Here is a 26,168-nt window from a genome sequence, read left to right as displayed (position 1 = left end):
CGGCACGCCGCTGCCATCCTGACCGCGTGCGGCAGGAGTCGGTGGTGCACCGCCTGGACCCCGTGCTGCGCCCGTACGTCGCAGCCGCGGTCGGCTACCGGCACGAGGGCTTCCCGCCCGGCGAGCACCTGGGCCTGCCCTCGCCCTGGCTGACCGTCGTCGTGACGCTGGACGAACCGCTGCAGATGGCCGCCCACCCCGACCCGGCCCAGGCTCCCGGGCGGTTCGACGCGCTCGTCGGCGGGCTGCACACCCGGCCGGCGCGGATCGTGCATCCCGGCCGGCAGGCGGGCGTGCAGCTGTCGTTGACGCCACTGGGCGCCCGGGCCCTGCTCGGTTGCCCGGCCGGGGAGCTCGCCTCGACCGACGTGCCGCTCGAGTACCTGCTCGGTCCCGCGGGCACCGAGCTGACCGACCGGGTGCGAACCGCCGGCGGCTGGGCGGACCGGTTCGCCGCCCTGGAGCAGGTGCTGCGACGGGGGCTGAACCTCGATGCCGGCCTCCCGCCCGAGGTGGCAGAGGCGTGGCGGCTGACGACGGCGACGGGAGGGCGCATGCCGGTGGCCGAGGTGGCCCGGCGGACCGGCTGGTCGGTCCGGTACCTGGAGAAGCGGTTCCGCGCCGAGACGGGGCTGAGCCCCAAGGAGGCGGCCCGGGTGGTGCGGTTCGACCGGGCCCGGCGAGCGCTGGCCGCGCGCGTCGCCGCGGGCCGGGCGGCCGACCTCGCGTCGCTCGCGGTGGCCGGCGGCTTCAGCGACCAGGCCCACCTCACCCGTGAGTGGCGCGCCTTCTCCGGGTTGCCGCCCACCCGCTGGCTGGCCGCGGAGTTCGGGAACGTACAAGACATCCAGGCCGTCACCAGCGCACTCTCGGCGTCATGACGACCTCCCAGCAGACCGCGCCGCCCCCGCAGGTGTGGCCGGCATTCCGTGCCCGCGACGCCCGTGCGCTCATCCGGTTCCTCGTCGACGCCTTCGGCTTCGAGGAGACCGCCGTCTACGGCGAGGGCGACCGCGTCGACCATGCCCAGCTCGACTGGCCCGAGGGGGGCGGGGTGATGCTCGGCTCGGCGCGCGAGGACCCGGACGACCCCTGGCCGGCCCGGCCGGGCACCGCCGCCTGCTACGTGGTCACCGCCGACCCCGACGGCCTGCACACCCGGGCGCGCGCCGCCGGAGCCGAGATCGTGCGGGCCCCGTACACCACCGACCACGGGTCGCGGGATGTCGAGGTCCGTGACCCGGAGGGCAACCTGTGGCAGTTCGGCACCTACCGCGGTGAGCCACGACGGCCACGCTGACCGCGTGGCGCGCCGTCCTGCCGGGGCCGGCCCTGCACTGCGCGCGGTCGTGGACTCCTGCGTGCGCTCATGCCACACTCCCCCGCCAGGGGCGTGCGAGCTGCCGCGCGTCGATCCTCGATCCCCCCGGGAGATCCCCATGCGCGTGCGCCGACTGCTGACCTGCGCTCTGGCGGTGCTGACCGTGGGGGCCCTGGGGTCCTCACCGGCGGCGGCGATCGCCAACGGCGCGATCGCAGACGACGGGCAGTTCCCCTTCGCGGTCAAGCTGACGATGACCGGGATCCAGCCCACCGGTGGCGCTCCGTACGACAGTGCCTGCTCAGCGGCGCTGATCTCCGAGCAGTGGCTCATGACCGCCGGACACTGCTTCCACGACGGCGATCGCAACCGGGTCAGCGGTACGCCCCGGTACTCGGTCACGGCCACCTTCGGCACGGTGAACACGGTCTCCGACCCGGGACTGACCCGTACGGTCGACTGGGTCGAGCAGTCGCCGGAGAACGACATCGCGCTGGCCAGGCTCACCGACCCGGTGACCGGCGTCGCGCCGTTGGCGCTCAGCTCCCGGCAGCCCGGCCGGGGGCAGGTGCTGTCCTTCGCCGGCTGGGGCGCCACGACCAGCGACGGCGGCCCGAGCGAGCAGCTGCACTGGGGACAGGTGAAGGTGAGCAACGTCCGGCCGACGACGGTGATGGTCAAGGGCCACTGGCCGGCGAAGGACACCAGCGCCTGCCCCTACGACTCCGGCGCCCCGTACTTCGACACGTCCGGACCGGCGCCGGTGCTGGTCTCCGTGGAGAGCACCGGGCCGGCCTGCCCCCACCGGCGGGAGGAGACCACCGCGCGCGTCGACGTCGTCGCCGACTGGGTGCACGGGACCATGACCGACCCGTCCTGAGCAACGCGGGGTGGCGCAGCCCGGGAGGTCCGCGGCGGCGCCGACGGCGGTCCGGGTCGCGGCGGAGGCCGTGGGCACGCCAAGATCACCGCATGAGCGACGCACGTGCCGGACAGCCCGCCCAGCCCGCCGACCTGATCGACGTCGCCGCGTTGGTCAGCGCCTACTACACGGTGGAGCCGGACCCGGCGGAGCCCGCGCAGCAGGTGGCGTTCGGCACCTCCGGCCACCGGGGGTCGGCGTTCGACGCTGCCTTCAACGAGGCGCACATCCTCGCGACGACCCAGGCGATCTGCGAGTACCGCGCGGCGCAGGGCTATGACGGGCCGCTCTTCCTCGGCCGGGACACCCACGCGCTGTCCGAGCCCGCCTGGGCGACGGCGCTCGAGGTGCTGGTCGCCAACGACGTGACCGTCCTGGTCGACGCCGGCGGGCGGTACACCCCCACGCCGGCGATCAGCCACGCCATCCTGCGGGCCAACGCCGGACGCACCTCGGGGATGGCGGACGGCATCGTCGTCACCCCGTCGCACAACCCGCCGCGCGACGGCGGGTTCAAGTACAACCCGCCCAACGGCGGTCCCGCGGACACCGACGCCACCGGCTGGATCGCCGGGCGGGCCAACGAGCTGCTGCGCGCCGGGCTGAGCGGGGTGCGCCGGGTTCCGCTGGACCAGGCCCGCTCGGCCGCGGAGACCTACGACTTCCTCGGCAGCTACGTCGACGACCTGCCCTCGGTGGTCGACCTCGACGCGATCCGCGACGCCGGTGTCCGGATCGGCGCCGACCCCCTCGGCGGCGCCAGCGTCGACTACTGGGCCGCCATCGCCGAGCGGCACCGGCTCGATCTGACGGTGGTCAACCCGCTGGTGGACCCGACCTGGCGGTTCATGACGCTGGACTGGGACGGCAAGATCCGGATGGACTGCTCGTCCCCGTCGGCGATGGCCTCGCTGGTCGACCGCCGCAACGAGTTCCAGATCGCCACCGGCAACGACGCCGACGCCGACCGGCACGGCATCGTCACCCCCGACGCCGGCCTGATGAACCCCAACCACTTCCTCGCCGTCGCGATCGCCTATCTGCTCAGCCACCGCCCGGGGTGGGCGAAGGACGTCGCCGTCGGCAAGACGCTGGTGTCCAGCTCGCTCATCGACCGGGTCGTGGCCGATCTCGGCCGGCGACTGGTCGAGGTGCCGGTCGGCTTCAAGTGGTTCGTGCCGGGACTGCTGGACGGGTCGGTCGGCTTCGGTGGCGAGGAGTCGGCCGGCGCCTCGTTCCTGCGCCGTGACGGCGGCGTCTGGACGACGGACAAGGACGGCATCCTGCTGGCACTGCTGGCTGCCGAGATCCAGGCGGTGACGGGCCGGTCCCCCTCCAAGCTGCACCGGCAGCTCACCGACCACTTCGGGGAGTCCGCCTACGCCCGCATCGACGCCCCCGCCTCCCGGGAGCAGAAGGCGGCGCTGGGCAAGCTCTCCCCCGAGGCCGTCTCGGCGACCGAGCTGGCGGGCGAGCCGATCACCGCCAAGCTCACCCGGGCACCCGGCAACGACGCCCCGATCGGCGGGCTCAAGGTGACGACGGAGAACGCGTGGTTCGCCGCCCGCCCGTCCGGCACCGAGGACGTCTACAAGATCTACGCCGAGTCCTTCCGCGGTCCCGAGCACCTCGCGCAGGTGCAGGAGGAGGCCCGGGCCGTCGTCGGCGAGGCGCTCGGCGGGTAGGTGGCGCCGGGCGTGCGGCCGGACCACCCGCCCGGGCGGGTGATCCGGCCGCGTCGGAGCCGGTGCCGGCCGGGTCGCGGCCTGGGCGCAGGGCTGAGGGAGGACGTCCGGCTCAGCGGCGGGGAGCTGACCGGCGGCGGGCCTTGTCGGCGTACATGTCGTCGTCGGCGGCCCGCACCACCCGCTCGTCGACCGCCCCGGGCTCCTCGCCGCCCAGCGCCGTGCCGATGCCGATGCTGATGCCGACCGGGACCCGGGTGCCGTCGAGGTCCAGCGGCTCAGTGACCGTGGTGCGCAGCCGGTCGGCCAGCGCCTCGGCGTCCGCCGGCTCGGTGTTCTCGCAGACGATGCTGAACTCGTCGCCACCCAGCCGAGCCGCGGTGTCGCTGGCCCGCAGCACCGACCGCAGCCGCTCGGCGAAGGACACGAGCACCTGGTCGCCCATCGGGTGACCCAGCTCGTCGTTGATCGCCTTGAAGCCGTCCAGGTCGATGATGAGCACGCAGGTCGGGGTGTTCTCCCGGTGCCCGCGGTCGAGGGCGTGCCGCAGCCGGTCGCGGAACAGCAGCCGGTTGGGCAGCCCGGTGAGCGGGTCGTGCAGCGAGCGGTGCACCAGCTGCGCCTCGAGCGCCTTGCGCTCGGTGATGTCCTCGACGATGAGCACCAGGTGCGCCGCCTGCCCGTCGGTCTCGGGGACCCACGAGGCGGTGATCTGCACCGGCACGTCGGACCCGTCCGCCCGCGCCAGCCGGGTCTCGTGCCGCATCGGCCGGTCGGGGTGGGCGGTGAGCGTGGCGTGCGCCTCCTGCGCGGCGGTGACCGCGTCGGGGTGCACGAACTCCATCATCGAGCGCCCGTGCAGCTCGTCCGGTCCTCGGCCGACCATCTCCGACAGCGCGGGGTTGACGTCGACGAGCAGGCCGTCAGGGGTCGTCAACGCGATCCCCATCGGCGCGTTGGCGAAGACGCTCCGCCGATCCGCCGGGGGCAGCGTGCCGGCCACCTCGCTCACTCCACACCTCCCGTGCTGCGCCCATCTTGCGGGACGGGGCCGTCGGTCTGCTCCTCGGACCGGCCGCCGTCGAGCCGGACCGCCTGATCGGGGGAACGCCGGGCGGACGGGGCAGGATGCGGATGTACCCGCTGCCGCACCGAGGAGATGCAGATGAACGAGTTCGACCTGGTGCTGCCCACCTCCGTCGACATCCGCGAGGTGGGCATGCGCGACGGGCTCCAGCTGGAGGCTCCCGTGCCGCTGGAGGCCAAGCTGGAGATGCTGGAGGCGCTGGTGGCCACCGGCGTCCGGCGGATCGAGGTGACGTCGTTCGTGTCGCCGAAGGCGGTGCCCGCGCTGGCCGACGCCGACCAGGTCGCCGCCGAGCTGGGCCGGTGGCCCGAGGTGCACTGGTCGGCGCTGGTGGCCAACCCGCGCGGCGCCGTCCGCGCCGTCGACGCCGGCATCGCCGACCTGGAGTACGTCGTCTCGGCCTCCGACGGGCACAGCCGGGCCAACGCCGGGCGGAGCACCGCCGAGGCCCTGGCCGCGGTGGGCGAGATCGCTGGGCTCGCCCACGGCGCCGGCGGCTCCCTCGAGGTGATCATCGCGACCGCCTGGGACTGCCCGTTCGAGGGCCGCACACCGGTGGTCCGCACGGTCGACGTCGCGCGCGCCGCCGTCACCGCCGGCGCCGACCAGCTCTGCCTGGGCGACACCATCGGGACGACCACGCCGCTGCGCGTGGTCACCCTGCTCGACGCCGTCCGGCGGGCCTGCCCGGGCATCGCCGTGGGCGTGCACTTCCACGACACCCGGGGCACCGGTCAGGCCAACGCGCTGGCCGCTGTGCAAGCGGGCGTCACCCAGCTCGACGCGTCGGTCGGCGGTCTGGGGGGCTGCCCGTTCGCCCCGGGCGCCAGCGGCAACATCGCGACCGAGGAGCTGGTCTACATGCTGGAGGAGTCCGGGGTCCGCACCGGTGTGGACCTCGACCGGCTGCTGACGGCGGCCCGGATCACCGAGCAGGCCGTCGGGCACGAGCTCCCCAGCTCGCTGCACCGCGCCGGTGGCCGGTCGGTCCCGCGCGCCGCCGGGGACCGCTGATGCCGGCCGACGCGGTACCCGACCCGCCGCGGATCGTCGACCCCCGGGTGCTGCGCGACGTGCTGGGCCACTTCGCCTCCGGGGTGACCGTGGTCACGGCGAACACCCCGGACGGGCCGATCGGGTTCACCTGCCAGTCCTTCAGCTCCCTCTCCCTCGACCCTCCGCTGGTCGCCTTCGCCCCGGCGCGCACCTCCCGCACCTGGACGCGCCTGCGGGAGATCGGGCGGTTCTGCGTCAACGTGCTGGCCGAGGGGCAGGACGCCGTCTCGCAGAACTTCGCCCGGTCCGGCGCCGACAAGTTCGCGGGCGTGCCCTGGCGGGTGAGCGCCCACGGCTCCCCCGTGCTCGACGACGTGGTGGCCTGGATCGACGGCGAGCTGTGGGCGGAGTACGACGGCGGCGACCACACGATCGTCGTGGCCCGGGTGCTCGACCTGGGGGCCGCGCCCGACCGCCGTCCCCTGCTCTTCCACCGCGGCGCCTATGGGCTGCTGCGCGACCGCGAGGACTGACTGCGGTTCCCGGGAGCCGTTCCGGGGCACCGTCCGGAGCGGATGCGCACGCCCCGGACGGAGGAGGGACCCGATGGGACTGCTCGACCGGCTGCTCGGCCGCAGACGGCGCGACGACCACGGCGACAGCCGGCAGTACCACCGGCGCGACGGCGGGTGGTACGCCTACGACGACCGCCCCGCCCGGCCGACCGCGCCGGGGTCGGCCGACCAGCAGGCGATCGAGCGCTACCGCTACCTCCTCCGCACCGCACCGCCGGACCAGATCGAGCAGGCGCACGCGGAGGCGTTCGCCCAGCTCACCCCCGAGCAGCGCCGGGAGGTGCTGGCCCAGCTGAGCGACGCCGTTCCGGCCGGCGAGCGGCCGGCCGGCGATGATCCGCGGACGCTGGCCCGAGCCGCGACCCGGGCCGAGCTGCGGCAGCCGGGCTTCATGGAGCGCACCTTCGGCGCCGCCGGAGGCGGGTACGGGCGTCGTGGCTACGGCGGCGGCTACGGGTACGGCGGCCCCGGCATCGGCGGGATGATCGGCGGCAGCATGCTCGGCACCATCGGCGGCCTCGTCGTGGGGACTGCGGTCGCCGACGCGCTGTTCGACACCGGCCTGGGCGACGGCGGGCTGTTCGGCGGGGGCGACGAGGATGCCCACGCCGCGGGCTACGAGGACGGCGCAGGAAGCTGGGGCGACCCCGGTGGCGACTACGCCGGTGGCGACTTCGGGGGCGGGGGCTTCGGTGGTGGGGACTTCGGCGGTGGTGACTTCTGAGCCCTGGGTAGCCCGACCCACCCGCTCGCGGGTCGGTCGCAGGAGCCGCGTCGGCCGGAGCGGGGGTCCCGCAGGAGAGCGGGACTAGTCGGGCACCGCACCCCGGCTCCGCCGGGACCGCGCCAGCAGGGCCAACCCCAGCACCGGCAGCAGGAGCGGTACGTAGCCGTAGCCCCGGCCGTAGCCGGACCACACCGTCTCGTCGGGGAAGGCCGCGGGATCGGCCAGCGACAGGGTGCCCACCACCAGGACGCCGACCAGCTCGACCACGATCGCGGCCAGCGCCGTCCGCCGGCCACCGCGCCCACCGCGGGCCAGCCCGACCGTGGCCACCACGTAGACCACGGCCGCCAGGGCCGAGAGGAGGTAGGCCACGGGCGCCTCGTCGAAACGGGTGGCCAGCTGCACCCCGGCCCGGGCCCCCGCCGCAAGGGCGAAGATGCCGTAGACCAGCACCAGCACGCGCGCTGGTCCGGCGGTGCCGCCCGGAGCGGCCGGTTCCGCCGGCCGCCCGAGACCCCGCTCACGCACCGGTGGCCTCCCAGAGCTGCAGCAGCCGCCACACCATGACGCCCACGGCGGCCGCTGCCACCGCGAGCACCGTGCCGGCCCAGCGGGTCGGCTCCGCCCGGGCCCACAGCACACCGGCGACCGGGATGAGCAGCACGCCGACCAGGTAGCCCAGGAACGAGGGGGTGTCGGCGGGGGCGTCGCCCCCGGCCATGGCCGCGCCGGCCAGCACGGCCTGGACAAGCAGCAGCGCCAGGAGCAGGCCCGCGCCGGCCAGGTGCAGGACGCCGATCCTCCGGCGCGCGGCCGTGGAGCCGAGCCCGAGGACGACGACGAGGGCCGCGACGACGGTGACGGCGACGACGAGCGGCAGCGTCACCGGACCCCTCCGGGGCGGACAACGGGAGCCGGCACCCACCCATCCTCCCGCCGCCCTCCCGCCGACCGACGCGGGGGGCGCGGGTCGGCCCTCAGCGGTGCACGGTCGACATGTCCGCGTAGCGGTCCCCGGCGGTCGCGCCGGGAGGCGCCACCTCGTCCAGGCGGCGCAGGTCCTCGTCGGTCAGCTCCAGGTCGGCGGCCGCGGCGTTCTCCTCCAGGTAGCGCACCCGCTTGGTGCCGGGGATCGGGACGACGGCCGGTGCACCGTCCCCGCCGCTGCGGGCCATGACCCAGGCGAGCGCGAGCTGCCCCGCCGTCACGTCGTGCTCGCGCGCCAGCTCGGCGACCCGGTCCACCAGCCGCATGTTGTGCGCCAACGCCTCGCCGCGGAAGCGCGGGTCGGTCCGGCGGAAGTCGTCGGGTGCGAGCTCGTCGGTGCCGCTGATCCGGCCGGAGAGGAAGCCCCGGCCGAGCGGCGAGTACGCGACGAATCCGATGCCGAGCTCGGCGCACGTCGCGAGCACGCCGTCCCGCTCCGGGTCCCGGGCCCACAGCGAGTACTCGGTCTGCACGGCCGTGACCGGCTGGACCGCGTGCGCCCGCCGGATGGTCTCCGGTGCGGCCTCGGAGATGCCGGCGTGGCGGATCTTGCCCGCCCGCACCAGCTCCGACAGCGCACCCCAGGTGTCCTCGATCGGCACCGAGGTGTCCACCCGGTGCTGGTAGTAGAGGTCGATGACCTCCACGCCGAGGCGACGCAGCGAGGCGTCGCAGGCGCGGTGGACGTACTCCGGTCGGCCGTTGATGCCCAGGCGGGAGCCGTCCTCGGCGCGCTCGTTGCCGAACTTGGTCGCCAGCACCACCTCGTCCCGCCGGCCGGCGACCGCGCGACCGACCAGCAGCTCGTTGGTGGACGGGCCGTACATGTCGGCCGTGTCGAGGAAGGTCACCCCCAGGTCCAGCGCCCGGTGGATGGTGCGGACCGCTTCCGCCTCGTCCCGCTCCCCGTAGAACTCGCTCATCCCCATGCAGCCCAGCCCCTGGGCGGAGACGGACAGGCCGGCGAGCTCTCGCGTTCGCATGCCGACCTCCTGCCCGGCTGAGGTCCCGCCAACCGTCCGGGCACCCCCGGTGTGGATCGTGGACGACAGGTGTGGCAGGTTAGGCCTGCCTTAGTAAGGCATGCCTTCCCGTAGCGATCGGAGTTCCATGCGCACCGCCGCCCGGCCCCTCGCGGCCCTCGCCCTCGCCCTGTCCGTGGTCCTGGCGCTGTCGGCCTGCGGTGACTCCGCCGACGCCGCCCCAGCCGGCGACCCGGCCGCCGGGGCCGCGGAGGTCACCGTCTCCCACGCCCAGGGCGAGAGCACCGTCCCGGTCGACCCGGAGACGGTCGTGGTCTTCGACATCGGAGCGCTGTCCACTCTCGACAGCCTCGGGGTCGACGTCGCCGGCGTCCCGGAGGCGGCCTACCCCGAGTCGCTGGAGGAGTACGCCGGCGACGACCGCACCAAGGTCGGCTCGCTGTTCGAGCCCGACTACGAGGCGGTCAACGCCCTCGAGCCCGACCTCATCATCGTGGGCGGCCGCTCCGCGGCGGCGTACCCGCAGCTGGCCGAGATCGCGCCCACGATCGACCTCACGGTCGACAACGGCAACTTCCTGCAGTCCTTCGAGGAGCGGGTGACCACCCTGGCCGAGGTCTTCGGCGAGGAGGGCGCGGTCGCCGACCGGCTGGCCGCCCTGGACGAGCGGGTCGCGGAGGTCAGGGCCGCGGCCCAGGACGCCGGCACCGGGCTGTTCGTGATGACCAACGCCGGCGAGCTCTCCGCCTACGGGCCCGACACCCGCTTCGGCATGGTCTACGACGAGCTCGGCGTTCCCGCGGCCGACGAGAACCTGACCGCGGCCGACCACGGCGACGCCGTCTCCTTCGAGTACCTCGCGGAGAAGGACCCCGACATGCTGTTCGTGCTCGACCGGGACGCCGCCATCGGCGAGTCCGGTACCGCGGCCGAGCAGGTGCTCGACAACGAGCTCGTCGCCGCCACGTCCGCTGCGCAGAACGACGAGATCCACTACCTCGACTCCGCCGTCTGGTACATCGCCCCCACGGGCCTGCCGTCGGTCGAGACCATGGTGGAGGAGATCGCCGCCGCGGTGGAGTGATCCTCTGCCCTCCCGGTTCCGGACCCATGACCTCATGACCCGCAGCACGGTTGACGCCGCCCCTCCCCCGGTCTCCCCGCCGGCGGAGGGGCGCCGTCGTGGTGTCCGCCGGTGGCACGTGGCGGGAGCGCTGCTGCTCCTGCTCGCCGCCTCCCTGGCCTCGCTGTTCATCGGCGTCAGCGATCTGTCGCCGCTCGACCTGCTGGAGCCCGACCAGGCGCAGGTGCGGGTGTTCCTCGTCAGCCGGGTGCCCCGGCTCGCGGCGATCCTGCTGGCCGGGTCGGCGATGGCCGTCGCCGGGCTGGTGATGATGTCGCTGACCCGCAACCGCTTCGTCTCGCCGCAGACCGCCGGCACCACCGAGTGGGTCGGGCTCGGCATCGTCGTGGCGACGCTGTGGTTCGGCGGCACCTCGCTGATCGGCAAGATGGCCATCGCGACGGTGTTCGCGCTGGTCGGCACGTTCTTCTTCGTCTGGCTGCTGCGCCGCATCGTGCTGACCGACATGATCGTGGTGCCGCTGGTCGGCATCCTGCTCGGCGGCGTGGTGCTCGCCGCCACCATGTTCCTGGCCTACCGGTTCGACCTCCTGCAGTCGCTCGACGCCTGGATGAACGGTGACTTCTCCGGCGTGCTGGCCGGGCGGTACGAGCTGCTGTACCTGGTGCTGGCCGCGACCGTGGTGGCCTACCTGTACGCCGACCGCTTCTCCGTCGCCGGCATGGGCGAGAGCTTCGCCGTCAACCTCGGGATCGCCTACACGCGCGTGGTCACCGTCGGGCTGGTCATCTCCTCCGTGGTCACCGCCATCGTGGTGGTCAGCGTGGGCTCCATCCCCTTCCTCGGCCTGGTCGTGCCCAACCTGGTCACCCTGGCGATGGGTGACAACCTGCGCCGGGTGCTGCCGGTGACCGCGCTGACCGGCGCGGCGTTCGTCCTCGTCTGCGACGTCCTCGGCCGCACGATCCGCGCCCCGTACGAGATCCCGGTCGGCACCATCGGCGGGGTCATCGGCGGTGTCCTGTTCATCGCATTGCTGCTGCGCGCCCGCACGAAGGGTGCCTCGTGACCCGCCCGCTCGCCGGCCCCGCCGTCCCGACCGCCCAGGAGCGGGCCACCCGCCGGCGGCGGACCCTGGTCGTCCTCGCGGTGCTGGCGGTGGGCGCCACCGCCGCCTTCCTCACCGTCGGCGTGACCGGCTCGTGGGACTACGCGCTGATGATGCGCAGCCGCCGGGTCGCGGCCATGGCCGTCGTCGCGGTGGCCGTCGCCGTCTCCACGGTGCTGTTCCAGACGGTGACCAACAACCGGATCCTGACCCCCGAGATCATGGGGTTCGACCGGTTGTTCGTCCTCATCCAGACCGCGGGCGTCTTCTTCCTCGGCGCCGGCACGGTGACCGCGACCGACCCCCGGCTGCGCTTCGCGGTCGAGGTCGTCGCGCTCGTCGGTTTCGGCGCGCTGCTCTACAAGACGCTCTTCGGGCGCACCGAGCGGGACGTCTACGTGCTGGTCCTGCTCGGGGTGGTGCTGGGCGCCATGTTCAGCAGCCTCACGCTGCTGGTCTCCCGGCTCATCGACCCGAACGAGTTCCTCACCCTGCAGGACCTGCTGTTCGCCAGCTTCAACACCGTGGACCAGCAGCTGCTCGCGCTCTCCGCGGTCGTCGTCGGAGCGGTGATCCTGGGGGTGTACCGCCTGCTCCCCCGCCTCGACGTCGTGGCGCTGGGCCGGGACACCGCGCTGGGCCTGGGCGTCGAGCACCGGCGGGTGGTGAACCTGGCGCTGCTGGCCGTCGCGGTGCTCGTCGCCGTCGCCACCGCACTCGTCGGCCCGGTGACCTTCCTGGGGCTGCTCGTGGCCAACCTCGCTCGCCAGCTGCTGGGCACGCACCGGCACGCCTGGGTGCTCCCCGGCGCGGCGCTGCTGGCGGTCCTCGCCCTGGTGGGTGGCCAGCTGGTGCTCGAGCAGGTGTTCGGCTTCAACTCCGCGCTGAGCATCGTCATCAACTTCGTGGGCGGAATCGTGTTCATCGCCCTCCTCGTCCGGGAGCCCCGCCAGTGATCGAGATCGAGAGCGTCTGCAAGTCCTACGGCGGGGCCCGCGTGGTGGACGACGTGTCGCTGACCATCCCCGCCGGCGGGATCACCTCGCTGATCGGGGCGAACGGCGCGGGCAAGTCCACGTTGCTGTCCATCGCCTCCCGGCTGCTGCCGGCGGACTCCGGACGGGTGCGCGTCGACGGCATGGACGTCGCCCGGACCCCGGGACCGGTCCTGGCCCGCCGGCTGGCGGTGCTGCGCCAGGAGAACTCGATGACCGTGCGGCTGACCGTCCGTGAGCTGGTGGCCTTCGGCCGCTTTCCGCACTCGGGCGGGCGGCTGACAGCCGAGGACCGCGCGCGCATCGACGAGGCGCTCGACTGGTTCGAGCTCGGCCCGCTGGCCGACCGGCACCTCGACCAGCTCTCCGGCGGGCAGCGGCAGCGCGCGTACGTCGCGATGGTGATGTGCCAGGGCACCGACTACGTGCTGCTCGACGAGCCGCTCAACAACCTCGACATGCGGCACGCGGTCCAGATGATGCGGATGCTCCGGGGGATGGCCGACGAGCTCGGCCGCACCGTGGTGCTCGTCGTCCACGACGTCAACGTCGCCTCCGCCTACTCCGACCGCATCGTGGCGATGCGCGACGGGCACCTCGTCGCCGCGGGCCCGACCGCCGAGCTGATGACCCCCGAGCTGCTGCGCAAGGTGTTCGACGTGGAGGTGGACGTCCACGAGCTCGGCGGCCGGCGGATCGCCGTTCCGTGGAGTTGACCGTGACCTCGGAGTAACCCCTACGGCTCGGCCTCGTTGTCCGGTCGCGTCCACCGGATTCCCGAGGAGCACCGTGAATCCGTCGTCCCGCCGCCTGCTGGGGGTGGTGTCCGGCGCCGTGGTCGCCGGCGCCCTCCTCGCCGCGCCCGCCCACGCCGATCCCCCGCACGCGCCGGTGCAGGAGTTCCTGGCCGACCAGCTCGCCGGGCTCGGCGCGGCTGCCCCGACGACGGTCGTGGTCCACGGCGCGGACATCGCCGCCGCCCGCGCCGCGGTCGCGGCGACCGGCATGCGCCTGGTCACCGAGTACGAACGGATCGGTGTCGCCGTCGCCTCGGGCACCGCCGACCAGATCGAGGCCGCGCGCAGCCGGCCCGGCGTGACCTACCTCGAGGGGAACACCCCGATCGAGTTCGCCCAGGAGACCTCCCACGTGGCCACCCGCGGCGCCGAGGCGGCTGCCACGCTGACCGGCGCGGACGGGGGCGCCCTGGACGGCCGCGGGGTGTCGGTCGCGGTGATCGACTCCGGGATCGACCCCACCCACCCCTACTTCCGCAACCGCGACGGCAGCAGCGCCGTCGTCGCCGACCTCGAGAGCCTCTGCCTGCTGGAGGCGGCGACCACTCCCGACTGCGTCGTCCCGGTGCCGGGGCTCGTCGACACCGACACGCTGTCGGCCGGCGGTCACGGCACCCACGTGAGCGGCATCGTCGCCGGCCGGCCGACCACGCTGGCCGACGGCGGGCAGGCCCAGGGCGCCGCCCCCGGCGCGAGCGTGGTCTCGATCTCCACCGGCGCGGTGCTGCTCGTCGTGGGCGCCGACTCCGCGCGGAACTGGGTGCTGGAGAACCACCACGCCCCCTGCGGCGCCGGCGTCCCCGCCGACGTCTGCCCGCCGATCAAGGTGACCAACAACAGCTACGGGCCCACCGGTGGTGGCGCGTTCGACCCGGACTCCGCCACCGTCAAGCTGCAGCGCGCGCTGGCGGCCGAGGGCGTCGTGACCGTGTGGGCCGCCGGTAACGACGGGGGCGACGGCTCCGCCTTGCTCACCAACCCGCCCGGCCAGGACCCGACCGGCGGGATCCTTCGGTGGCCTCCTGCTACGACCGGGACACCGGCACCCGGGACGGCGTGGTCAGCGAGTACTCCTCGCGGGGCGCGGCGGCCGACCCCTCGACGTGGCCGGACCTCTCCGCCCCCGGCGAGGACATCACTTCCTCCTGCCGCCCTACCTGCCGATCTGCGCCACGGGGCTGGACGTCCGCAACGGCCCGGGCCTGCTCGACGTCGGCACCTTTAACACGATCAGCGGGACGTCGATGGCGGCGCCGCACATCGCCGGCATCGTCGCCCAGCTCTTCCAGGCCGACCCCGCGGCCACCCCGGCGGAGATCGAGGCGGCGCTCAAGGGCACCGCGCACCGGTACACCGACGGGGCGGCCTGCCAGACCGTGGGCGGGTACCCGACGTCGTTCGACAAGGGCACCGGCCTGGTCGACGCCGTCGCGGCGGCGCAGGCCTTCTCCGGGGCGCCCGAGCGCTCGCAGGGTCGCGGCCCGGCCACCACGGGGCGCCCCACCCGGCCCCGAGCCCGGCCCGTCGGGCCCCTGCCGGGCACTCCCCCGGCGTTCCACGTGGAACAGGGGCGTGAGGTGTGCCACGCCGGGGCCCTCCGGAGGCTCCTCGCCGAGCGGGCCGGGGGCGGAAGGGGTTAGATCATCTTGCATGTGCGGCCTCTGCGGCGAGATCACTTTTGACGGGACCACGGCCGACACGACCGCGGTCGCCCGCATGGTCGAGGCCCTGGTCCCCCGTGGCCCGGACGGGCAGGGATCGTGGAGCAACGGGCGGGTGGCTTTCGGGCACCGCCGGCTCTCGGTCATCGACCTCTCCACCTGCGGCTCCCAGCCGATGGTGGACAACGTGCTGGGCCTGACGGCGGTCTTCAACGGCTGCATCTACGACTACCAGGAGCTGCGGGCCGAGCTGGAGGGCCACGGCTACCGCTTCTTCTCCCACAGCGACACCGAGGTGATCCTCAAGGGCTACCACCACTGGGGCACCGACGTCGTCTCGCACCTGCACGGCATGTTCGCCTTCGTCATCGCCGAGCGGGACACCGGCCGCGTGGTCATGGCGCGCGACCGGCTGGGCATCAAGCCCCTCTACCTCTCCGAGACACCGGGCAAGCGGCTGCGCTTCGCCTCCACGCTGCCCGCGCTGCTGCGCGCCGGCGACGTCGACACCTCGGTGGATTCCGTCGCCCTGCACCACTACCTCACGTGGCACGCCGTCGTCCCGGCCCCGCGGACGATCCTCAACGGCGTCCGCAAGCTGCCTCCGGCCACCGTCCGCGTGATCGAGGCCGACGGCACGAGCACCGAGCACCGGTACTGGGAGGCGCGCTACGAACGCCGGGCCGAGCACGCGACCTGGTCGGCCCGCGACTGGGAGGACGCCATCGAGCAGGCGCTGCGGGTCGCCGTCCGCCGCCGTCTGGTCGCCGACATCCCGGTCGGCGTGCTGCTCTCCGGAGGCCTGGACTCCAGCCTGATCGTCGGCCTGCTCGCTCAGGAGGGGCAGACCGGGCTGGCCACCTACTCGATCGGCTTCGAGTCCGTCGGCGGCCGGGAAGGGGACGAGTTCCAGTACTCCGACGTCATCGCCGAGCGCTTCGCCACCGACCACCACCGCATCCGGGTCGGCTCCGACGAGCTCGCCGGCTCGCTCGGCCACGCCATCGGCGCCATGGCCGAGCCGATGGTCAGCCACGACGTCGTCGCGTTCGACCTGCTCAGCGAGCGGGTCAGCCAGTCGATCCGGGTCGTGCAGTCCGGGCAGGGCGCCGACGAGGTGTTCGCCGGTTACCACTGGTACCCGCCGCTGGCCGGCGTCGGCCGCGAGGAGGCGGTGCAGACCTACGCGCGGGCGTTCTTCGACCGGGACCACGCGCAGATGCGGCACGTCGTCTCCGGCCGCTACGCCCTCGACGAGGACCCGAGCCTGTCCTTCGTCCGTGCGCACATGTCCGCCGCCGGCGCCGAGACCGCGGTCGACGCCGCGCTGCGGCTGGACAGCGAGGTGATGCTGGTCGACGACCCGGTGAAGCGGGTGGACAACATGTCCATGGCCTGGGGCCTGGAGGCCCGCGTGCCCTTCCTCGACCACGACCTGGTGGAGCTGGCGGCGATGTGCCCGCCCGAGCTGAAGCTGGCCGACGGCGGCAAGGGCGTGCTCAAGGCGATCGGGCGCCGGATCATCCCGCCGGAGGTCATCGACCGCCCCAAGGGCTACTTCCCGGTGCCGGCGATCACCCATCTGCAGGGCAAGGTCCTCGACCTGGTGAAGGACGCACTGTCCAGCGACGCCGCCCGCGACCGGGGCCTGTTCCGCCCCGAGTACGTCCGCGAGCTCCTGGCCGATCCCAACGGGGAGCTGACGCCGTTGCGCGGGAACAAGCTCTGGCAGCTGGGCCTGCTGGAGCTGTGGCTCCAGACGCACGCGGTCTGAGGGGGTGCGCGTGGCACCCCGGCTGGCCGGTCACCGACGCCGCACGCCGGTGGCCAGCACCCCCGATCTCACCGCCCGGTCCTGGCGGAAGCCGTCGCAGCACCAGCTCCAGGGCATGGCGAAGGACGTCGTCCTGGACATGGGCTGGGGCCGGCTCGTCTTCGGCCAGACGTTCGACGACCTGCACGGCATCGTCGACGCCCTGCGCGCCGAGGAGACCGGTGAGCGGGACATCTGCATCTACCCGCGGGATCCGCACGTGCTGGTCGGGCTGGCGCCGGACGAGCTGTTCATCGACCCCAGCTACACCTACCGGCTGGACCTGTACCGCTACCGCGCCCGGCACGAGCTCATCCGCGGGGTGTTCGTGCGCACGGCCACCTCGCGCGCGGACATGGTGGCGATCAACGAGATCTACGCCCTCAACGGCATGGTGGTCGGCGACGCCGACGTCATGTGGCGCAACCACCGCACCCGCTGCTTCACCTACCTGGTCGCCGAGGACCAGCGGACCGGGAAGGTCGTCGGCACGGTCACCGGGGTCGACCACACCCTGGCCTTCGACGACCCGGAGGGCGGCGCCAGCCTGTGGTGCCTGGCCGTGCACAACCAGGACGCCCCGCCCGGAACCGGCGAGGCCCTGGTACGGGTGCTCGCCGAGCGCTACGTCGGCCGCGGCCGGTCGTACCTGGACCTCTCGGTCCTGCACGACAACGCCGGCGCGATCGCCCTCTACCGGAAGCTCGGGTTCGCCCGGGTCTCCGCCGTCTGCGTCAAGCGCAAGAACCCCATCAACACGCCGCTGTTCGCCGCCCGGCCGCCCGGGCTGGAGGGGCTGAACCCCTACGCGCTGATCATCGCCGAGGAGGCGCTGCGCCGAGGTGTCCGCGTGGAGGTCACCGACGCCGAGTGGGGAGAGCTGCGGCTGTCGGTCGGGGGCCGCACGGTCGTGACCCGCGAGTCGCTCTCGGAGTTCACCACCGCGGTGGCCATGAGCCGGTGCGACGACAAGCGGGTCACCCGCCGGATCATGGAGCGGGCGGGGGTGCGGGTGGCGCGCGGGGCGCTGGCGCACGAGGAGGACGTCGCGGCAGCGTCGGACCTCATGCGCGAGGTCGGCGCGGTCGTCGTCAAGCCGGCCCGCGGGGAGCAGGGCAAGGGCATCACGGTCGGCGTCAAGGGGGATGCGGGGCTGCAGCGGGCGGTGGAGCTCGCGGCGACGTTCTGCCCGGACGTGCTGGTCGAGGAGATGGTGCCCGGCCAGGACCTGCGGGTGGTGGTGATCGACCGGGAGGTGGTCGCCGCGGCGGTCCGCCGTCCCGCGGAGGTGATCGGCGACGGCCGCAGCACGGTCACCGAGCTGATCCGCGCGACCAGCCGTCGCCGGGAGCGCGCGACCGGTGGCGAGTCCCGGATCCCCCTGGACGCCACGACCACCGAGGTGGTCGCCGACGCCGGCTACGCGATGGACGACGTCCCGCGCAGCGGCGAGCGCATCCAGGTGCGCCGGACGGCGAACCTGCACACCGGGGGCACGATCGAGGACGTCACCGACCAGCTCCACCCGGACATCGCCGACGCCGCGGTGCGAGCGGCGACCGCGCTCGACATCCCGGTCACCGGCATCGACTTCCTCGTGCCCGACGTCAGCGGCCCCGACTACGTCTTCATCGAGGCCAACGAGCGGCCGGGGCTGGCCAACCACGAGCCCCAGCCCACCGCCGAGCGCTTCGTCGACCTGCTCTTCCCGGAGACCCGCCGTCGCCCCTGACCCAGGACCACGTGAGGTGAGGCAGAGGACCTACAGCCCCAGCTCGGCGCGGATCTCGTCGGTGTGCTCCCCCACCGCGGGCACCCGCCCGACGGCCCCGGGCGTCGCGGAGAACCGCGGGGCGACCGCGGGCTGGACCACGCCGCCGACCTCCACGAAGACCCCGCGCTCGGTGTTGTGCCGGTCCTCGGTCGCCTCCAGCAGCGACCAGACCGGTGCCACGCAGGCATCGGTCCCCTCGAACACCTCCCACCACTGCGCGCGGGTCCGGGAGGCGAACGCCTCGGTGAAGCGCTCGCGCAGCGCCGGCCAGTGGCGGGGGTCGCTCCGGTCGGGCAGCGTCTCGTCACCGGCGAGCTCCAGCCCGGCGAGCAGGGCCGCGTAGAACTGCTCCTCCAGCGCGCCCACCGCCAGGAAGTGCCCGTCGGCGCAGCGGTAGACGTCGTAGAACGGCGCCCCGGTGTCGAGCAGGTTCCGGCCTCGCCGGTCGGTCCAGACGCCGGCGTCCAGCATGCCGTGGATCATCGTGGTCAGGACGGCGGTCCCGTCGACGATCGCGGCGTCCACGACCTGACCCCGCCCCGTGGTGCGGGCGTGCAGGAGTGCGGCGAGCGCACCGAGGGCGAGGAACACTCCCCCGCCGCCGAAGTCACCGAGCAGGTTCAGCGGCGGCGCGGGCCGCTCGTCGGGGCGCCCGCTGGCGCCCAGGGCCCCGGCGAGCGCGATGTAGCCGATGTCGTGGCCGGCGCTGTGCGCCAGGGGGCCGGTCTGCCCCCAGCCGGTCATGCGCCCGTAGACCAGGCCCGGCGAGTCGGCCATGAGCTCGTCGGGGCCCAGCCCCAGCCGTTCCATGACGCCGGGCCGGAAGCCCTCCAGCAGGACGTCGGACCGCCGCACGAGGGCGCGGACCACCGCCACGTCGGCCGGGTCCTTGAGGTCGAGCGCGATCGAGCGCTTGCCCCGGTCGAGCAGGGACGTGGCGCCGAGCGAGCCGACCAGGCCCCCGCGGGCGCCTTTCCGGTCGATCCGCACCACGTCGGCGCCCAGGTCGGCCAGCAGCATCCCGCAGAACGGGCCGGGCCCGAGCCCGGCGAACTCGACGACCCGTACGCCCTCCAGCGGTCCCACGGTGGCCTTCCCTGTCCCGGGTCACCGGCGTGCGACCCTCCCGGGGGGCATGCTGCCCGACCCTGGAACGGGAAGGAGCGCCAGGTCACATGGCCTACCTGCTGGCGGCGCTGGGCGGCGCGCTGGGCTCCCTGGCCCGGTGGTCGATCGCCGAGGCGGTGCCCTCGTCCCCCGGCGGCTGGCCCTGGGCGACCCTGCTCGTGAACCTGACCGGCTGCCTCCTCCTCGGGGCGGTGCTGGCCGCCCTCACCGCCCGCTCCCCCGAACCGGCCTGGGCGCGGCCGCTTGTCGGCGTGGGCCTGCTCGGCGGGTACACGACGTACTCGACCTTCGCCGTCGAGGTCGTCGCGCTGGTGGAGGGCGGGGCGCCGGTGTCGGCCGCGGGGTACGTGCTGGCGTCCGCCGTCGGCGGCGTCGTCGCCGTCCTGCTGGGCGCGCAGGCGGTCCGGTCGGCCCGGGGGCCGGCCGGGGCGGCGACCGGGAGGTCGGACCGGTGATCCCGTTGCTGGTGGCCCTCGGTGCCGCGGTGGGCGCCCCGCTGCGCCTCCTCGCCACCCGGGCGGCGGGCCGGGACGGGCGGGACCCGGCGTCGGGGACCCTCCTGGTCAACGTCGTCGGCAGCGCGGTCCTGGGCCTGCTGCTGGGGCTGGCCGACGTCCCCGCGGGCGTCGTGGCGCTCGTCGGCACGGGGTTCTGCGGCGCGCTGACCACCTTCTCCACGTTCGGTGCCGACGTCATCCGTCTGCTGGAGGCCGGTCGGCCGGTCCGGGCGCTGGGCTACCTCCTCGCCACCGTGCTGCTCGGCCTCGGCGCGGCCGCCGGCGCCTACCTCGCCGCACGGGGGGTCTGACGGTCCGGCGGGAGCCGCACCTCTGCCGATCACCGGTTCCGCAGCCACCGGTGGAGCGGGAAGCCCGTCGTCTGGATAGGGTCGGGACGGTATGACCGAGAACGCGCAGGACAGGGTCGGGGCGGACAGCCCTGTTGTCGTGGTCGCGAACCGGCTTCCGGTCGACCAGGTCACCGACCCCGACGGCACCACCCGCTGGCAGCGCAGCCCGGGTGGTCTGGTCACCGCGCTCGAGCCGTTCGTCGCCGGACGCGGCGGGGCATGGGTGGGCTGGTCGGGTTCGGCCGGCGACGCGCCGGAGCCCTTCGAGTCCGGCGGGATGTCGCTGATCCCGGTTCCGCTCACCGAGGACGAGGTCGACCGCTACTACGAGGGCATGTCCAACGCCTCGCTGTGGCCGCTGTACCACGACGTGGTGGAGAAGCCGGAGTACCACCGCGCCTGGTGGGACGCCTACGTGCAGGTCAACAAGCGGTTCGCCGAGCGGACCGCGGCGGTGGCCGCCGAGGGCGCCATCGTCTGGGTGCACGACTACCAGCTCCAGCTGGTGCCGGCGATGCTGCGGCAGAGCCGACCGGACCTGACCATCGGGTTCTTCCTGCACATCCCCTTCCCGCCGTACGAGCTGTTCACCCAGCTGCCCTGGCGCTCGGCCGTCATCGAGGGCCTGCTCGGCGCGGACCTGGTCGGCTTCCAGCGGCCGTCCGCGGCCGCGAACTTCGTCGAGCTCGCCCGGCGGCTGCACGACCTCAGCTGCCGCCGGAACCAGATCGAGTACGACGGCCGCGTGGTGACCGCCCGGGCCTTTCCGATCTCCATCGACGTCACCGCGTTCGACGAGCTCGCCCGCTCCCCCGAGGTCATCCGGCGCGCGAAGGAGATCCGCTCCGAGCTGGGCAACCCCAGCAAGATCATCCTCGGCGTCGACCGGCTGGACTACACCAAGGGCATCGGCGTCCGGCTCAGCGCCTTCGAGGAGCTGCTCGAGGACGGCGCGGTGGAGGCGCCCGACACCGTGCTCGTCCAGGTCGCGACGCCCAGCCGCGAGCGGGTCGAGCACTACGTGCACATGCGCGAGACGATCGAGCAGCAGGTCGGCCACATCAACGGCGTCTACGGCTCGATCGCCGGGCCGGCCGTGCACTACTTCAACCAGTCGATGCCGCGCGAGGAGCTCGCCGCTCTCTACCGCGCCGCCGACGTCATGCTGGTGACGCCCTACCGCGACGGCATGAACCTGGTGGCCAAGGAGTACGTCGCCGCGCGCGGCGACCTCGGTGGCGCGCTGGTGCTCTCCGAGTTCGCAGGGGCGGCGGCGGAGCTCCGCCAGGCCTTCCTCGTCAACCCGCACGACATCGCCGGGGTCAAGAACCAGCTCGTGCGCGCGCTGCGCATCGAGCCGGACGAGGCGGCCAAGCGGATGCGGGCCATGCGCCGGCACCTGTTCAAGAACGACCTGGAGCACTGGGCCGGCTCGTTCTTCGATGCCCTGAAGGGGCAGGCGTGACCTCGCCCGGCCCTGACGCGGCGCTGGCCGAGCTGGCCACGCGCCGGCCGCTGCTGGTGGCCAGCGACTACGACGGGGTCCTCGCCCGGCTGCGCGACGACCCGGCGGCGGCCGTGCCGGAGCCCGGTGTGGCCGAGGTGCTGGCGCGGCTCGCCGCGGTCGACGGCGTGACCGTGGCCCTGGTCAGCGGCCGCGGGGTCGACGACCTGCGCCGGACCAGCGGGCTGCAGGGGAACTTCCGCTGGGTCGGCAGCCACGGCGCGGAGTTCGACGGGCCGCTGACCGACGAGGATGCCGGACGGCGCGACGAGCTGGCGCGGCTGCTCGCCCCCCTCGTCGAGGGCACGCCCGGAGCCCGGCTGGAGGTGAAGCCGGCCAGCGTGGCGGTCCACGTCCGCCAGGTCGCCGACCGGGACCGTGCCGCCGCCCTGCTCGCGGAGGCGCGCGAGAAGGCAGATCCGTCACTGACGATGAAGCCGGGCAAGGACGTGCTCGAGATCGCCGTCACCGATGCGGACAAGGGTGGAGCGCTGCGGCGGCTCGTCGAGGAGCTCGGCGCGGCCGGCGCGGTGTACCTGGGCGACGACGTCACCGACGAGGACGGGTTCCGGGCACTGGGGCCCGACGACGTGACCATCAAGGTGGGTGAGGGTGAGACATCCGCCCGCTACCGGGTCGCGGGTCCGGAGGCCGTGGTCGACCTCCTCGGCCGGCTGGCCGACCGGCTCTCCTGAGTCTCCCGCGTCGCGTGTCGCACGGCGCCTCGGATGGCGGTCGTCGCGGCGCCGGTCACCTCTTCCGAGAGGTCGGCAGTCCGGAGATGCGCGGCTCCGACGCACGGACGAAGGTCGCCCGCTGCCCGGTGACCATTCCGGGCGTGTCGACACGTCGCCGTCCGGAATGCGATGACCCCGTGGTCGCGTAACGATCCTCGTTCTCGGATCGGAATGCGCTCCCCTGCTTCACGGGCATCACAAGAACGGCTGCGTCGCCACACCCGCTGCGGGAGGGTCCACGCAGATCGCGGAGGACATCTCCGGGGTCTCCACGGCGGCGGACTCGACCAGGCAGGCGCTGACCCAGACCCGCACCGCGGTCGACGAGCTGTCCCGCATGGCCGCCGACCTGCGCACGACCGTCGGGAACTTCGTGTACTGACACCTCCGCGACGCGCGTCGCACCCAGGAGACGTCGAGGAGCGTCCGGTCGACCGGCCGGGCGCTCTTCCCGTCTTTCTCCGGAGCCCGGCGGGTCGACAAATCGGCCGGGCCGGGAATGGTCACCGATCGATCTCCGACGTGAATTCCGACATGGGCCTCTTAGCGCTGAGACAAGAGCCCGGAATGGTCATGCTCAGCGCGTACCACCGGCCGAGCAAGGGATGACACGAGCATGTCCGCACCACGGCACGACCAACGCCACGGGCACTGGTATCGCGACCGGGGCATCGCCACCCGGATCTTCGCCGTCAGCGCCGCCCTGCTCCTGGGCACGATCGCCGCAACCGTCACCGGGATCACGGGCACGCAGCGCGTGGCCGATCTCCATGCCGAGGCGCGGGACGCCGTCGCCGCCCAGCGAGCGGTGGAGGCGGCCCGCTACGACCTGCTGTGGGCGGCGAACTGGCAGAACATCACCGCCTGGAAGGCCCGGGTCGACGGCGGAGCGGTCGCCGCCGCGCCCGACGGCGACAACGTGGCCGCCTACCGTGACGGCGCCGCCGGCTTCGAGGGGCTCTTCGACCTCGACCGTGCGCAGCTGGACGCCGACGCCGTGGCCAGCCTCGAGGTGATCGAGCAGAACTGGGCGCTGATGAGCGACTACAACGACCAGATCTTCCGGCTGTGGCAGCAGGGGCGCCTCGACGAGGGCGATGCGCTCTCGCAGGGTGAGAAGTGGGACGTCTTCTACGTGCTCGACCAGGCCATGGTGGAGCTCGTCGCGTCGGTCGACGCCCGGGTCGCCGAGGCGGAGGTCGCGGTCGCTGACGCCCGCACCGAGACCCGCGTCGTCTCCCTGGTGGTCTTCCTGATCGCCCTCCTGGTCGGCGGGGGCCTTGCCTGGTCCGTCTCCAGCGGGATCGTCCGCGGCGTCCGGAACGTGAAGGCAGGCCTCGAGCGGCTGGCCGCCAACGACCTGACCGTCCGTCTCCCCGTCGGCGGGCGCGACGAGGTCGGCGAGATGGCGGCGGCGCTGAACACCGCCGCGGAGGCGATGTCGACCGCGGTGAACGAGATCGTCGCCTCTGCGGAGGCGGTGGCCGCGTCCTCCGAGGAGTTGAGCGCGTCGTCGCAGCAGATCGCCGGATCGGCGGAGGAGACGTCCGCGCAGTCGGGTGTGGTGGCCGGTGCGGCGGAGGAGGTGTCGCGCAGCGTCGCCACCGTGGCCGCCGGAGCCGAGCAGATGGGTGCCTCGATCCGCGAGATCGCGCAGAACGCCGCCGAGGCCAGCGAGGTCGCCGACCGCGCCGTCACCGCGGCCGCCACGACGACGGCGACGGTGGCGAAGCTGGGGGAGTCCTCGGCGGAGATCGGCAACGTGGTGAAGGTGATCACCTCGATCGCGGAGCAGACGAACCTGCTGGCGTTGAACGCCACGATCGAGGCCGCGCGGGCCGGTGAGGCCGGGAAGGGTTTCGCGGTGGTGGCCAACGAGGTGAAGGAGTTGGCGCAGGAGACGGCGAAGGCGACCGAGGACATCGCCCGCCGGGTGCAGGCGATCCAGGGTGACACGACCGCGGCGGTGGCGGCGATCGGGGAGATCTCCACGATCGTGGCGCAGATCTCCGACCGGCAGACGACCATCGCCTCGGCGGTGGAGGAGCAGACCGCGACCACCAACGAGATGAGCCGGTCGGTGCAGGAGGCCGCCGGCGGGACCACCGAGATCGCCACGAACATCACCGGGGTCTCCACCGCCGCGGAATCGACGACCAGGGCGTTGACGCAGACCCGGACCGCGGTCGACGAGCTCTCCCGGATGGCCGCGGACCTGCGCACCAGTGTCGGGAGGTTCACCTACTAGTTCCGCATGTGCACGACGAATGCAGGTGACGCCGACCCGGGTCACCTGCATTCGCCGTTTCTCGGAGTCGACAAATGGCCTGCCGTCGTGCGGTCGTCGACCATTCTTCTGCAGCGCCCACGACACGCCGCCGAGTGGCGGTTCTGTTCAATTCGATTCCGTAGATTTCGGGCGCCTCACCGGGCGCCGGCGCCGCCGGGCGGTGGGGGACACGAACACGATCCGAGGAGCCACCCCGATGCCCGCATCTCCGTCGTCCCGCCTCTGGCCGGTGCGCTGGTACGCCGACCGCCCCGTGGGCCAGAAGATTCTGACGGCGGTGGGGGTCGCGTCGCTCACCGCGGCTGCCGTGGGCTTCCTGGCCGTCGCGGACCTCAGCGAGCTCCGCGACGCCCGCGCCGCCGAGCTGCAGACGTCGATGCCCTACCTGAACAGCCTGCACGAGCTGGGGCTCACCGCGAAGGCGACGGCCAACGACGAGCGCGGCTTCCTCCTCACCGGCGACCCGGAGTTCCAGGCGGAGGTCGACGAGCGGCTGGAGAAGGTCGACGGCCTCTTCGAGTCCGCGCGGTCCGCCGCTCCCACGGGTGCGGAGCGCGCGTTCCTCGACGAGCTGGAGGCCTCGGTGGGCAACTGGTCGGAGAGCCTGTACGCGGAGTTCGAACTCTTCCCCTCGGACCGTGCCGCCGCCGTCGCCGTCGCCATGGGTCCGACCCGGGAGCTGCGGAAGACCTACGAGGAGCAGCTCGCCGCGGGGATCGAGGCCGGTGAGGAGCGCCTGATGGCCGGCGCCGGCTACGACCAGACGGTCTCCGACGCCACCCGGGCGGTGGTCCTGGTGTGCCTTCTGGGCATCGCCCTGGCCGTCCTCCTGGGACTGGTCGTCACCCGTTCGGTCACCCGGCCGCTCGGGTTGCTCCGGGAGAGCGTGGGCCGGCTCGCCGCCGGGGACCTGACCCGGCAGACGGGCATCACCAGCCGGGACGAGATCGGCCGGACCGCCGCGTCGCTGGACGAGGCGCTCGACTCGCTGCGCGGCGTGCTGTCCTCGGTGGTCCTCTCGGCGGATGCGGTGGCGGCCTCGTCGGAGGAGTTGAGCGCGTCGTCGTCGCAGATCTCGGCGGGTGCGGAGGAGACCAGCGCGCAGGCAGGCGTGGTCTCGGCTGCGGCCGAGGAGGTCTCGCGC

27 protein-coding genes are annotated in these 26,168 nt (G+C 73.6%); 21 read left to right on the top strand and 6 right to left on the bottom strand.

The window, feature by feature from the left end; all coding sequences use genetic code 11:
• Positions 1-26 precede the first annotated feature (26 nt).
• The 4 genes from ACI791_RS15530 to pgm all read left to right on the top strand — a co-directional run bounded on the left by ACI791_RS15530 (position 27) and on the right by pgm (position 3,928).
• Complete coding sequence (locus ACI791_RS15530) at positions 27-881, top strand: helix-turn-helix domain-containing protein (protein ID WP_456586853.1); 855 nt, start codon at positions 27-29, stop codon at positions 879-881.
• The gene (locus tag ACI791_RS15525; RefSeq protein WP_456586852.1) at positions 878-1,300 is read left to right on the top strand and encodes a VOC family protein; all 423 of its coding nucleotides are present in this window, start codon (positions 878-880) and stop codon (positions 1,298-1,300) included. Before ACI791_RS15530 ends, ACI791_RS15525 begins: the two co-directional genes overlap by 4 nt.
• 139 nt (positions 1,301-1,439) lie before the next feature.
• Positions 1,440-2,201, top strand: a complete 762-nt coding sequence (locus tag ACI791_RS15520) for a trypsin-like serine protease (RefSeq protein WP_456586851.1) — start codon at positions 1,440-1,442, stop codon at positions 2,199-2,201.
• A gap of 92 nt (positions 2,202-2,293) precedes the next feature.
• Entirely contained in the window at positions 2,294-3,928 is a 1,635-nt protein-coding gene (pgm, locus tag ACI791_RS15515) for a phosphoglucomutase (alpha-D-glucose-1,6-bisphosphate-dependent) (protein WP_456586850.1), read from the top strand.
• A gap of 112 nt (positions 3,929-4,040) precedes the next feature.
• Here the strand turns inward: pgm and ACI791_RS15510 are convergent, their stop codons facing one another.
• A complete protein-coding gene (locus ACI791_RS15510; RefSeq protein ID WP_456586849.1) occupies positions 4,041-4,940 on the bottom strand; it encodes a GGDEF domain-containing protein in 900 nt (299 codons plus the stop codon).
• 153 nt (positions 4,941-5,093) lie between these two features.
• Between ACI791_RS15510 and ACI791_RS15505 the strand changes: the two genes are divergently transcribed.
• From ACI791_RS15505 to ACI791_RS15495, 3 genes are all read left to right on the top strand, one after another.
• Positions 5,094-6,029, top strand: a complete 936-nt coding sequence (locus tag ACI791_RS15505) for a hydroxymethylglutaryl-CoA lyase (RefSeq protein ID WP_456586848.1) — start codon at positions 5,094-5,096, stop codon at positions 6,027-6,029.
• Positions 6,029-6,544 (top strand): flavin reductase family protein, encoded by a 516-nt coding sequence (locus ACI791_RS15500; protein ID WP_456586847.1) that lies wholly within the window; start codon positions 6,029-6,031, stop codon positions 6,542-6,544. Before ACI791_RS15505 ends, ACI791_RS15500 begins: the two co-directional genes overlap by 1 nt.
• 73 nt (positions 6,545-6,617) lie before the next feature.
• On the top strand, positions 6,618-7,310 hold the full coding sequence (locus tag ACI791_RS15495) for a hypothetical protein (RefSeq protein WP_456586846.1): 693 nt from the start codon (positions 6,618-6,620) through the stop codon (positions 7,308-7,310).
• Between the two features lie 84 nt (positions 7,311-7,394).
• Here the strand turns inward: ACI791_RS15495 and ACI791_RS15490 are convergent, their stop codons facing one another.
• The 3 genes from ACI791_RS15490 to ACI791_RS15480 all read right to left on the bottom strand — a co-directional run bounded on the left by ACI791_RS15490 (position 7,395) and on the right by ACI791_RS15480 (position 9,283).
• Positions 7,395-7,772, bottom strand: coding sequence for a hypothetical protein (locus ACI791_RS15490; protein ID WP_456586845.1), 378 nt, complete (start codon positions 7,770-7,772; stop codon positions 7,395-7,397).
• A gap of 61 nt (positions 7,773-7,833) precedes the next feature.
• Entirely contained in the window at positions 7,834-8,199 is a 366-nt protein-coding gene (locus ACI791_RS15485) for a hypothetical protein (RefSeq protein ID WP_347058637.1), read from the bottom strand.
• Positions 8,200-8,290: 91 nt separating this feature from the next.
• Positions 8,291-9,283, bottom strand: a complete 993-nt coding sequence (locus ACI791_RS15480; RefSeq protein ID WP_456586844.1) for an aldo/keto reductase — start codon at positions 9,281-9,283, stop codon at positions 8,291-8,293.
• 127 nt (positions 9,284-9,410) lie between these two features.
• On the opposite strand from ACI791_RS15480, the gene ACI791_RS15475 reads away from it, so the two are divergent.
• The 8 genes from ACI791_RS15475 to ngg all read left to right on the top strand — a co-directional run bounded on the left by ACI791_RS15475 (position 9,411) and on the right by ngg (position 18,473).
• Positions 9,411-10,367, top strand: a complete 957-nt coding sequence (locus ACI791_RS15475; protein ID WP_456586843.1) for a siderophore ABC transporter substrate-binding protein — start codon at positions 9,411-9,413, stop codon at positions 10,365-10,367.
• Between the two features lie 34 nt (positions 10,368-10,401).
• Complete coding sequence (locus ACI791_RS15470; protein WP_456586842.1) at positions 10,402-11,436, top strand: ABC transporter permease; 1,035 nt, start codon at positions 10,402-10,404, stop codon at positions 11,434-11,436.
• Entirely contained in the window at positions 11,433-12,431 is a 999-nt protein-coding gene (locus tag ACI791_RS15465; RefSeq protein WP_456586841.1) for an iron chelate uptake ABC transporter family permease subunit, read from the top strand. The genes ACI791_RS15470 and ACI791_RS15465 overlap by 4 nt, the downstream gene beginning before the upstream one ends.
• Positions 12,428-13,186, top strand: a complete 759-nt coding sequence (locus tag ACI791_RS15460; protein WP_347058628.1) for an iron ABC transporter ATP-binding protein — start codon at positions 12,428-12,430, stop codon at positions 13,184-13,186. Before ACI791_RS15465 ends, ACI791_RS15460 begins: the two co-directional genes overlap by 4 nt.
• 73 nt (positions 13,187-13,259) lie before the next feature.
• On the top strand, positions 13,260-14,492 hold the full coding sequence (locus tag ACI791_RS15455; RefSeq protein WP_456586840.1) for a S8 family serine peptidase: 1,233 nt from the start codon (positions 13,260-13,262) through the stop codon (positions 14,490-14,492).
• A 19-nt stretch (positions 14,493-14,511) separates the two neighbouring features.
• Positions 14,512-14,907: a S8 family serine peptidase gene (locus tag ACI791_RS15450; protein WP_456586839.1), complete on the top strand. Its 396-nt coding sequence runs from the start codon at positions 14,512-14,514 to the stop codon at positions 14,905-14,907.
• Positions 14,908-14,917: 10 nt separating this feature from the next.
• Positions 14,918-16,702: an N-acetylglutaminylglutamine amidotransferase gene (locus ACI791_RS15445; RefSeq protein WP_456586838.1), complete on the top strand. Its 1,785-nt coding sequence runs from the start codon at positions 14,918-14,920 to the stop codon at positions 16,700-16,702.
• Positions 16,703-16,712: 10 nt separating this feature from the next.
• The gene (gene ngg / locus ACI791_RS15440) at positions 16,713-18,473 is read left to right on the top strand and encodes an N-acetylglutaminylglutamine synthetase (protein ID WP_456586837.1); all 1,761 of its coding nucleotides are present in this window, start codon (positions 16,713-16,715) and stop codon (positions 18,471-18,473) included.
• Positions 18,474-18,503: 30 nt separating this feature from the next.
• Here ngg and ACI791_RS15435 read toward each other — a convergent pair whose 3' ends face one another.
• On the bottom strand, positions 18,504-19,601 hold the full coding sequence (locus ACI791_RS15435; RefSeq protein ID WP_456586836.1) for a CaiB/BaiF CoA transferase family protein: 1,098 nt from the start codon (positions 19,599-19,601) through the stop codon (positions 18,504-18,506).
• 89 nt (positions 19,602-19,690) lie between these two features.
• Between ACI791_RS15435 and crcB the strand changes: the two genes are divergently transcribed.
• The 4 genes from crcB to otsB all read left to right on the top strand — a co-directional run bounded on the left by crcB (position 19,691) and on the right by otsB (position 22,692).
• The gene (crcB, locus tag ACI791_RS15430; protein ID WP_456586835.1) at positions 19,691-20,098 is read left to right on the top strand and encodes a fluoride efflux transporter CrcB; all 408 of its coding nucleotides are present in this window, start codon (positions 19,691-19,693) and stop codon (positions 20,096-20,098) included.
• Positions 20,095-20,451 carry a fluoride efflux transporter FluC gene (locus ACI791_RS15425; RefSeq protein WP_456586834.1) on the top strand — a complete coding sequence of 119 codons (357 nt, stop codon included), beginning with the start codon at positions 20,095-20,097 and terminating at the stop codon, positions 20,449-20,451. The genes crcB and ACI791_RS15425 overlap by 4 nt, the downstream gene beginning before the upstream one ends.
• 91 nt (positions 20,452-20,542) lie before the next feature.
• Entirely contained in the window at positions 20,543-21,958 is a 1,416-nt protein-coding gene (locus ACI791_RS15420) for an alpha,alpha-trehalose-phosphate synthase (UDP-forming) (RefSeq protein ID WP_456586833.1), read from the top strand.
• On the top strand, positions 21,955-22,692 hold the full coding sequence (gene otsB / locus ACI791_RS15415) for a trehalose-phosphatase (protein ID WP_456586832.1): 738 nt from the start codon (positions 21,955-21,957) through the stop codon (positions 22,690-22,692). Before ACI791_RS15420 ends, otsB begins: the two co-directional genes overlap by 4 nt.
• A 237-nt stretch (positions 22,693-22,929) precedes the next feature.
• Here the strand turns inward: otsB and ACI791_RS15410 are convergent, their stop codons facing one another.
• Positions 22,930-23,241, bottom strand: coding sequence for a hypothetical protein (locus ACI791_RS15410; RefSeq protein ID WP_456586831.1), 312 nt, complete (start codon positions 23,239-23,241; stop codon positions 22,930-22,932).
• Positions 23,242-23,350: 109 nt separating this feature from the next.
• On the opposite strand from ACI791_RS15410, the gene ACI791_RS15405 reads away from it, so the two are divergent.
• A complete protein-coding gene (locus tag ACI791_RS15405; RefSeq protein WP_456586830.1) occupies positions 23,351-24,982 on the top strand; it encodes a methyl-accepting chemotaxis protein in 1,632 nt (543 codons plus the stop codon).
• A gap of 238 nt (positions 24,983-25,220) precedes the next feature.
• Positions 25,221-26,168 (top strand): HAMP domain-containing protein (locus tag ACI791_RS15400; RefSeq protein ID WP_456586829.1); only part of this gene is annotated, 948 nt, incomplete at its 3' end.

The sequence above is a fragment of the Blastococcus sp. SYSU DS0973 genome (genome assembly GCF_054051055.1).
Note: the sequence above shows the minus strand (reverse complement) of the source record. Positions and strands in the feature narration are given on the sequence as shown.

Excerpts from the sequence above, each read along its gene's own strand:
- ACI791_RS15520 (WP_456586851.1), top strand. The coding sequence starts at position 1,440 with ATGCGCGTGCGCCGACTGCTGACCTGCGCTCTGGCGGTGCTGACCGTG.
- ACI791_RS15450 (WP_456586839.1), top strand. The coding sequence starts at position 14,512 with ATGGCGGCGCCGCACATCGCCGGCATCGTCGCCCAGCTCTTCCAGGCC.
- crcB (WP_456586835.1), top strand. The coding sequence starts at position 19,691 with ATGGCCTACCTGCTGGCGGCGCTGGGCGGCGCGCTGGGCTCCCTGGCC.
- ACI791_RS15445 (WP_456586838.1), top strand. The coding sequence starts at position 14,918 with ATGTGCGGCCTCTGCGGCGAGATCACTTTTGACGGGACCACGGCCGAC.
- ACI791_RS15475 (WP_456586843.1), top strand. The coding sequence starts at position 9,411 with ATGCGCACCGCCGCCCGGCCCCTCGCGGCCCTCGCCCTCGCCCTGTCC.
- ACI791_RS15420 (WP_456586833.1), top strand. The coding sequence starts at position 20,543 with ATGACCGAGAACGCGCAGGACAGGGTCGGGGCGGACAGCCCTGTTGTC.
- ACI791_RS15505 (WP_456586848.1), top strand. The coding sequence starts at position 5,094 with ATGAACGAGTTCGACCTGGTGCTGCCCACCTCCGTCGACATCCGCGAG.
- ACI791_RS15525 (WP_456586852.1), top strand. The coding sequence starts at position 878 with ATGACGACCTCCCAGCAGACCGCGCCGCCCCCGCAGGTGTGGCCGGCA.
- ACI791_RS15495 (WP_456586846.1), top strand. The coding sequence starts at position 6,618 with ATGGGACTGCTCGACCGGCTGCTCGGCCGCAGACGGCGCGACGACCAC.
- ACI791_RS15500 (WP_456586847.1), top strand. The coding sequence starts at position 6,029 with ATGCCGGCCGACGCGGTACCCGACCCGCCGCGGATCGTCGACCCCCGG.
- pgm (WP_456586850.1), top strand. The coding sequence starts at position 2,294 with ATGAGCGACGCACGTGCCGGACAGCCCGCCCAGCCCGCCGACCTGATC.
- ACI791_RS15470 (WP_456586842.1), top strand. The coding sequence starts at position 10,402 with ATGACCCGCAGCACGGTTGACGCCGCCCCTCCCCCGGTCTCCCCGCCG.
- ACI791_RS15405 (WP_456586830.1), top strand. The coding sequence starts at position 23,351 with ATGTCCGCACCACGGCACGACCAACGCCACGGGCACTGGTATCGCGAC.
- ACI791_RS15480 (WP_456586844.1), bottom strand. The coding sequence starts at position 9,283 with ATGCGAACGCGAGAGCTCGCCGGCCTGTCCGTCTCCGCCCAGGGGCTG.